Raw genomic sequence first — 7,673 nt, 5'->3', positions numbered from 1 at the left:
CGGGGCCCCCGGGCTCGGCTTGGTCCGCCCGCGCCCCCCGGGTGGGGGGGCTCGCCGCCGCGGGGCCTGGGGGGGGGGGGCCCGCCCCGGCGCGTTCCGCCCCGCCCGGCGGGGGGGGGCGCGGCCGACCACGTGCCGCCGGTAGCGCGGCTCGGCCACGTACCGGAACGGGGCGGTGGAGCGGTGCAGCCCGACCACCCGGACCGCGTGGCCGCGCTCGGCCAGGCCCTGCGCGAGGGTGTGCGTGACCCGCTGGATCCCGCCCAGCGTGTCGGCGTCCAGGCACGCGAAGACGACGTTCACGCGGCCCTCTTCCCTCTCACGTGCTTCCCTTCCACGTGCTTCCCTTCCATGGGGGAGTCGCCGAAGAAGGCCGTCACGACCCGCGCCGAGGCGTCGCCGCGCTCCTCGGCGCACCACAGGGCGCGGAAGGCCGCGTACCGGTGCGCGTAGGAGGCGTGGACGGCGGGCAGGTCGCGCAGCCGGTCGATGAGCTCCCCGGTCGTCCGCACGCACGGGCCCGGGGCGATCGCCGGCAGGTCGTGGTAGACGCCGCGCTCACGCAGCCGGTAGTCGTCCCAGTCGTCGATGAGGAACAGCATCGGCCTGCCGGTGATCGCGTAGTCGCACATCACCGAGGAGTAGTCCGTCAGCAGCGCGTCGGAGGCCAGCATCAGGTCGTTGACCTCGGGGTACGTCCCGGCCGGCCGGACGAAGTGCCGCAGGTGCCCGGGCACCGTGTACCGCTCGACCGGGTGGGTGCGCAGCACCACGACCCACTCGCCGGCCAGCTCCTCGGCCATCAGCTCCAGGTCGGCCCGGACCGACGCGCCTTCGCCCTTGGCGCTGTCGCGGTAGGTGGGCGCGTACAGCAGGATTTTGCGATCCGGCGGGATCTCCAGCCGGGCGCGGACGTCGGTCCCGGACACCCCGTGGACCAGCGCGTCGCAGCGCGGCGTGCCGTACCTGAGGATGGGGCCGGTGTAGCCGTTGGCGCCGGCGAACAGCCGCGAGAACTCCTCGCTGGGCGAGACGAGCGCGTCCCAGCGGGCGACGGCGGCGCGCCACACCTCGCGCGGCCGGTCGAAGTCGGCGCGCAGGTCGGGCGCGTCGAAGCCGATCGACTTGATGCCCTGGCCGTGCCAGGTCTGCAGGTAACGGGTCCCGCGCGGCTTCGGGTAGTCGAGGGGGAAGCCGTGGCTGTCCACCCAGATCCCGGCGCGGGCCAGCGTCCAGACATAGCGCCAGCTCCCGCGGCGCACCGAGCGGGCCCCGGCGGGTACGTCGCCACGGCCCCGGGCCACCGACCACACGGTCTCGACGGGCAGGCCGCGCCGCCTCATCTCGTCGTGGACGGCGCGCGGGCTGCCGGTGCAGCCCTTGCCGACGTCCGACTCGAACAGCGCCAGGTCCCGGCGCGGGCGCAGGACGCTGATCAGCACCCGGTAGGCGAGCAGCTTGTGGCGCGGCCGGCCGGCGAACCTGATCACTCTGCGGGCGAGCCGGCGCGGCAGCGAGCGAAGGCTCGGACGCTCGTGGACCCGCAGGTACGCCGCGTGGCCGGACGGTTCGAGCCGTACCCGGGGCAGCTCGACGGGCTCCGCGCCGGGGTGGAGCATGAGCCGGTCGGAGGTGGTGTGGCCGGTCGCGACGCTGGTGAAGGCGATCCTCGGCTCGCAGCCCCGCCGCACCGTGAAGGCCACCTCGGTGGTGTAGCCGCCCTCGCCGGACGGCAGCGGCCGGATGGGGACGCTCTCGCCGCCGAGCCGCAGGCGCGCCCGCCACTCCGGCGGCAGCGCGCCGAACGGGTCGTACGTGCGCACGGTCATGCGGACCCGCTCGCCGTCGGCGGACAGCTCCGTCACCTCGTGCCGCAGCCGGCTGGCGCTGAAGGGCAGCTCGGCCAGCCGCAGCGAGGTGATGTCCATGCCGGGGGAGACCGTGGTGCCCCAGAACGTGCGCCCGCCGGCCCGGACCGCGGCGCGCGGCGGGGCGTGGTCGCCGGTCAGCGAGGCGGCGGCCACCAGCAGGTCGTCGATCCGGTCCGTCAGGATCAGCTGGCAGCACACCCGGATCATGGGGTCGAGCCGGTCGGCCACCTCGGCCGGAATCCGCTCCAGGTACGGGCGGACGAGCGCGGCGAACTCCTTGGCCCACACCCGGTCGCGCCGGGGCAGCGGGTTGAGGTAGACACGCAGGTCCTGGCGCAGGAACCGCTCCTGCCGGTCCGGCACCAGGTCGTCCAGGCCGTGCCGGCGCAGCACGTCGTCGCTGCGCCAGGCGGCGACGAGCCGGTGGCGCACGTTCTCCATCGCCTCGATGCGGAGCGAGATGGAGGACCCGCCGCGCACCCGGTGCCAGAGGTAGACCGGCCACGGGACGACGGCGAAGCGGCGGGAGACGGCGTACGCCTCGGTGGCGAAGACGTGGTCCTCGTAGTGGATGTCCTCGGGGAAGCGCAGCCGGTGCTCGTCCAGGAACGACATCCGGTAGAGCTTGTTGGTGGTGAACGAGTCGAGGAAGAGCCGGGGCTCCTCGCGGATGCCCTCCACGACCCTCCGCCGGGCGAACAGCTCGGGGTAGTAGGGCTCCGACCGGCCGTTCCACTCGTACAGGCGGGAGATCTGGCCGGAGACGAAGTCCGCGCCGGTGCGCTCGATCTCGGTGAGCAGGCTCTTGCAGGCGTGCCGGGGCAGCTCGTCGTCGCTGTCGAGGAACATGACGTACGGCGAGGCCGCGGCGTCGAGCCCGTCGTTGCGGGGCGCGCCGCAGCCGCCGCTGTTCAGCCCCCGGCGCAGGTGGCGCACGCGGGAGTCGGCCCGTACGAGGTCCGCGGCCACGTCGGGGGTGGCGTCCGTGCTCGCGTCGTCCACGACGATCACTTCGAGGTCGCGCAGCGTCTGGCCGAGGACCGATCGCACGGCCCTGGGCAGGCGGGCCGCGTCGTTGTAGGTGATCACGACGACCGTGCAGTCCGGCATGCCGGCTCCCCCCGCGAGTGCGTCACGTGGGGAGGGGATTCCCGAACTTCAGTGCACCTTGTCCCGTTTTAGGGTGATTTTGCGGTATTTATCGCATTAGCCGCCTGATCAGCCAGGCCGCGAACGCCAGCGCCAGCAGGACGCCCGCGACGGGCGCGAGCCGCTTCAGCAGCGGGGCGCCGGCGAGCTCCAGCAGGTCCAGGGCCTCCTCGGCCGGCGGCTTCTCGCCCACCGTCTCCTCGGCCACAGTCTGCTTGCCCACCGCCTCCTCGGCCGGCGCCTGCGGGGCCGGCGCCTGCGCGGCCGGTGCGGCGGGCGGCTCGTGGGAGGGCTCGGCCAGCAGGTCGGCCAGGTTGCCCGCGAACCGGTCGATCAGCCGCCCACCCACCTCCGTCATGACCCCGCGCCCGAACTGCGCGGGACGCCCGGTCACGTGGAACGACGTCTCCACCGCCACGGCCGTCGTGCCGGCCGCGGCCGGGGTCAGCCGGGCCCGCACCGTGGCCGAGGCCGTGCCGGGCCCGCGCGCTTCCTTGCCCGACGCCTGCATCGTGAGCGTGTGGGAGTCCTTGTCCACGTCCTCGAACCGGGCCGAGCCGCGGTAGGTCACGGTGATGGGCCCCACCTTGACCTTCATCCTGCCGGTGAACTCGTCACCCTCGACCGCGTCGAGCGACGCCCCGGGAAGGCACGGCGCCACGCGCTCGACGTCGAGCAGCACCGCCCACGCCTGCTCGACCGGGACCGGGACGGTGAACTCGTGCTCGAACCGCATCGCCATCGGATCGCTCCTCACCATCGACACTACGTCCGAAAGGGGCGCCCCGGAAGGGACGCCCGCCCGCGTCAGGGCACCCCGGCGGCCTTGCCGACCGCGCGGTGGGTCAGCACCTTGGCCAGGTGCCTGCGGTAGTCCGGCTGCGCGTGCAGGTCGGCCGGAGGCGAGGTGCCCTCCGCCGCGGCCTCGCACGCCGCCCGTACCCGGTCGCCGAGCTCCACGCCCCGCAGCGCCTCCTCGGCCGCGTGCGCCCGGACCGGCGTCGAGCCCATGTTCGTCAGGCCGATCCGGGCCTCCTGGATCGCCCCGTCGGAGCGTTTGACGGCCGCGGCCACGCCGACGATCGCCCACGCCTGCGCGGTCCGGTGGAACTTCTCGTAGTGGTAGCCCCAGCCCTCGCCGAGCTTCGGGATCCGCACCCCGGCCAGGATCTCGCCCGGACGCAGCGACGACTCCAGGTAGTCCACGAAGAACTCCGCGGCCGGGATGTCCCGCTCGCCCCGCTCCGACCGGGCCACGAACACCCCGTCCAGCGCCAGCACCACGGCCGGCAGGTCACCGGCCGGGTCGCAGTGCGCCAGCGAGCCGCCGAAGGTGCCGCGGTGCCGCACGGCGGGGTCGGCCACCGTCGCGGTGGCCATCGCCACCAGCGGGCAGGCCGCGCCCACCACGGGCGAGCGCATCACCTCGTCGTGCGTGGTCATCGCGCCGATGTGGACGTGGTCGCCGCGGTCCTCGACGCCCGACAACTCGGGCAGCCGGCCGACGTCGACCAGCGTCGTCGGGTACGACAGCCGCAAGCGCAGCAGCGGCAGCAGCGACTGCCCGCCCGCCAGCACCTTGGCGTCCTCGTCGGCGGCGAGCGCCCGGCACGCCTCCTCCAGCGAGCCGGCGCGCACGTAGTCGAACTGCGCAGGGATCATGACCGTGCTCCTTCCCGGGACCCCCGCACCGCCCGCCAGACGCGCTCCGGCGTGCAGGGCATGCGTATGTCGTCGATCCCGCGCGGGCGCAGCGCGTCCACGACCGCGTTGACCACGGCCGGCGTGGAGGCGATGGTGCCGGCCTCGCCCACGCCCTTGACGCCGAGTGGGTTGCCCGTGGCGGGCGTCTCGGTGCGGTCCGTCGTGAAGGACGGCAGGTCGGCGGCCGACGGCAGCAGATAGTCGGCCATGGTCGTGGTCAGCAGGTTGCCCTCCGCGTCGTACACCGCCTCCTCGAACAGCGCCTGCGCGACGCCCTGCGCGATGCCGCCGTGGATCTGGCCCTCGACGATCAGCGGGTTGACGACCTTGCCGACGTCGTCCACCGCCACGTATGACCGGATCTTCACCATGCCGGTCTCGGTGTCCACCTCGACCGCGCACAGGTGGGTGCCGTGCGGGAAGGAGTAGTTGTCCGGGTCGAACGTCGCGTCGGAGTCGAGCCGCGCCTCCACACCCTCGGGCAGGTCGTGCGCCGTGAACGCGGCGAACGCCAGCTCCTGGATGGTTCGGCTCGCCCCGGTGCCCCGCACCCTGAACGCCCCGGCCTCGAACTCCAGGTCGTCCGGCGAGCACTCCAGCAGGTGCGCGGCCAGCCGGCGGGCCTTGTCCTTGACCTTCTCGCACGCCCGGAGCACCGCCATGCCGCCGACGACCAGCGAGCGCGAGCCGTAGGTGTCCATGCCCTTGTGCGCGACGGCCGTGTCGCCGTGCAGCACCGTGATGTCCTCGAACGGCACGCCGAGCGCGTCGGCCACGATCTGGCTCCACGACGTCACGTGCCCCTGCCCGTGTGGCGAGGTGCCGGTGACGACCTCCACCTTGCCGGTGGGCAGCATGCGCACCGAGCCGTGCTCCCAGCCGCCGGCGCCGTAGTTGGCCATGCCGAGCATGCGCGACGGCGCCAGGCCGCACATCTCGGTGTAGGTGCTGACGCCGATGCCGAGCTGCACCGGGTCGCCGCGGTCGCGCCGGTCCGCCTGCTCGGCCCGCAGCTTGTCGTAGCCGAACAGCGCCATCGCCCGCTCCGTGGCCGCCTCGTAGTTGCCCGAGTCGTAGGTCAGCCCGGAGACCGTGGTGTACGGGAACTCGTCGTGCCTGATCCAGTTGCGCCGCCGCGCCTCCAGCGGGTCGATGCCCAGCTCGGCGGCCAGCTCGTCCATGACGCGCTCGATGGCGTACGTGGCCTCCGGACGGCCCGCGCCCCGGTAGGCGTCGGTCGGCATCTTCGTGGTGAAGACGCCCGTGCAGGTGAACTCGTAGGCGTCCATCTTGTAGATCCCGTTGAACATCGACGCGCCCAGCATCGGCACCCCTGGGGTGACCAGCATGAGGTAGGCGCCCATGTCGGCCAGCAGCTCCACCCGGAGCCCCCTGATGCGACCGTCGGCCTCGGCCGCCAGCCGGACGTGCTGGATCTGGTCACGGCCGTGATGGACGGTCAGGTTGCCCTCGGAGCGCGACTCGCTCCACTTGACCGGCCGGCCGAGCCGGCGGGTCAGCAGCAGGCACAGCACCTCCTCGGCGGTGACCTGGAGCTTCGAGCCGAACCCGCCGCCCACGTCCGGCGCGATGACCCGCAGCCGGTGCTCGGGGATGCCGGTCGTGACCGCCAGCATGACCCGCAGCACGTGCGGGATCTGCGTGGACGACCAGAGCGTGAACGTGTCGCCGTCGGTGCTCGCGAGCACCGCGCGGGGCTCCATCGCGCTCGGGATCAGCCGCTGCTGGACGTACGTCCGGTCGATGAGCACCGGGGCGTCCCGGAACGCCGCCTCCACGTCACCCGAGGTGATCCTGGCGCTGAACGCCTTGTTGCCGCTCTCGTGCACCTTCGGGCTGTCCGGGGAGAGCGCGTCGCGCATGTCCATGACGGCAGGCAGCGGCTCGTAGTCGATCTCGATCGCCTCCAGCGCGTCCGCCGCCCGGTAGCGGTCGACGGCCACCACGCAGGCGACGGCCTCGCCGGCGTACCTCACCTCCGACACCGCCATCGGCGGGTGGTCGGGGATCACGATGTCCTCGCTCACCGGCCACGCGCACGGCAGGCTGCCCTGCTCGGCCGCGAAGTCCTCGCCGCTGAAGGCGGCCAGCACCCCGGGGAGCCCGCGCGCGCCCGACACGTCCACCCGGGTGATCCTGGCGTGCGCCATCGGGCTGCGCAGGAACATGACCTGCACCATCCCAGGCTGCTGGAGGTTGTCGGTCCACCGGGTGTGCCCGGTGAGCAGCCGGGCGTCCTCCTTGCGCCGCCGGGCCCGGCCGACCTCCCTGCCGCCGACCGGCTCCGAGATCTGCCCGCTCTCCGCGATCTGCTCGCCGACCAGGCCGGGGTCCAGCTCGGTCATGGCGTCCTCACCGCCTGCCCCATCTCCTGGGCGCCCCGCCGCACCGCGCGCACGATGGTGCAGTAGCCGGTGCACCGGCACAGGTTGCCCTCCAGGCCGTGCCTGATGGTCTCCTCCGAGGGGTCGGGATCGTCCCTGAGGAGGTCGATCGCGGCCATGACCATGCCCGGCGTGCAGTAGCCGCACTGCAGTGCGTGCTCCTCGTGGAAGGCCCGCTGCATCGGGTGCATGGACCCGGCCGAGCCGAGTCCCTCGATCGTGACGACGTCGCAGCCGTCGGCCTGGACGGCGAGCACGGAGCAGCTCTTCACGCTCCTGCCGTCCAGCGTCACGGTGCAGGCGCCGCAGTTGCTGGTGTCACAGCCGATGGGGGTGCCGGTCTTACCCAGCCGCTCTCGCAGGAGGTGGACGAGGAGGAGCCGTGGCTCCACGTCCTCCTCGTACCTGACCCCATCGACGGTGATGGTGATGCGGGGCATACGTCCTCCCTCGAAGCAGGGGGGAATAACTGGATAGTTGCCAAATTACGCCGGGGTTTTTCCCGGTCAAGGGTTCTGTACCCCGCACCACCCGTACGCCCCAG

6 protein-coding genes are annotated in these 7,673 nt (G+C 73.1%); all 6 read right to left on the bottom strand.

The genetic code is table 11. The annotated features are described in order from the left end of the window. Positions 1 to 303: glycosyltransferase (locus ACIBG4_RS34950; RefSeq protein ID WP_397205911.1), on the bottom strand; the 303-nt coding region annotated here is incomplete at its 3' end. Continuing rightward, positions 300 to 2,981: a CDP-glycerol glycerophosphotransferase family protein gene (locus ACIBG4_RS34945; RefSeq protein WP_397205909.1), complete on the bottom strand. Its 2,682-nt coding sequence runs from the start codon at positions 2,979 to 2,981 to the stop codon at positions 300 to 302. The genes ACIBG4_RS34950 and ACIBG4_RS34945, both read right to left, overlap by 4 nt. 88 nt (positions 2,982 to 3,069) lie before the next feature. Next, the gene (locus tag ACIBG4_RS34940) at positions 3,070 to 3,762 is read right to left on the bottom strand and encodes an SRPBCC family protein (protein WP_397205907.1); all 693 of its coding nucleotides are present in this window, start codon (positions 3,760 to 3,762) and stop codon (positions 3,070 to 3,072) included. A gap of 65 nt (positions 3,763 to 3,827) precedes the next feature. Next, complete coding sequence (locus ACIBG4_RS34935) at positions 3,828 to 4,682, bottom strand: FAD binding domain-containing protein (RefSeq protein WP_397205905.1); 855 nt, start codon at positions 4,680 to 4,682, stop codon at positions 3,828 to 3,830. After that, on the bottom strand, positions 4,679 to 7,090 hold the full coding sequence (locus ACIBG4_RS34930) for a xanthine dehydrogenase family protein molybdopterin-binding subunit (RefSeq protein WP_397205903.1): 2,412 nt from the start codon (positions 7,088 to 7,090) through the stop codon (positions 4,679 to 4,681). Before ACIBG4_RS34930 ends, ACIBG4_RS34935 begins: the two co-directional genes overlap by 4 nt. After that, complete coding sequence (locus ACIBG4_RS34925; protein WP_310708403.1) at positions 7,087 to 7,569, bottom strand: 2Fe-2S iron-sulfur cluster-binding protein; 483 nt, start codon at positions 7,567 to 7,569, stop codon at positions 7,087 to 7,089. Before ACIBG4_RS34925 ends, ACIBG4_RS34930 begins: the two co-directional genes overlap by 4 nt. Between the last annotated feature and the right edge of the window lie 104 nt (positions 7,570 to 7,673).

The sequence above is a fragment of the Nonomuraea sp. NPDC050383 genome (genome assembly GCF_044459125.1).
Lineage (GTDB): Bacteria > Actinomycetota > Actinomycetes > Streptosporangiales > Streptosporangiaceae > Nonomuraea.
This window is presented reverse-complemented; position numbering and strand designations above follow the sequence as displayed.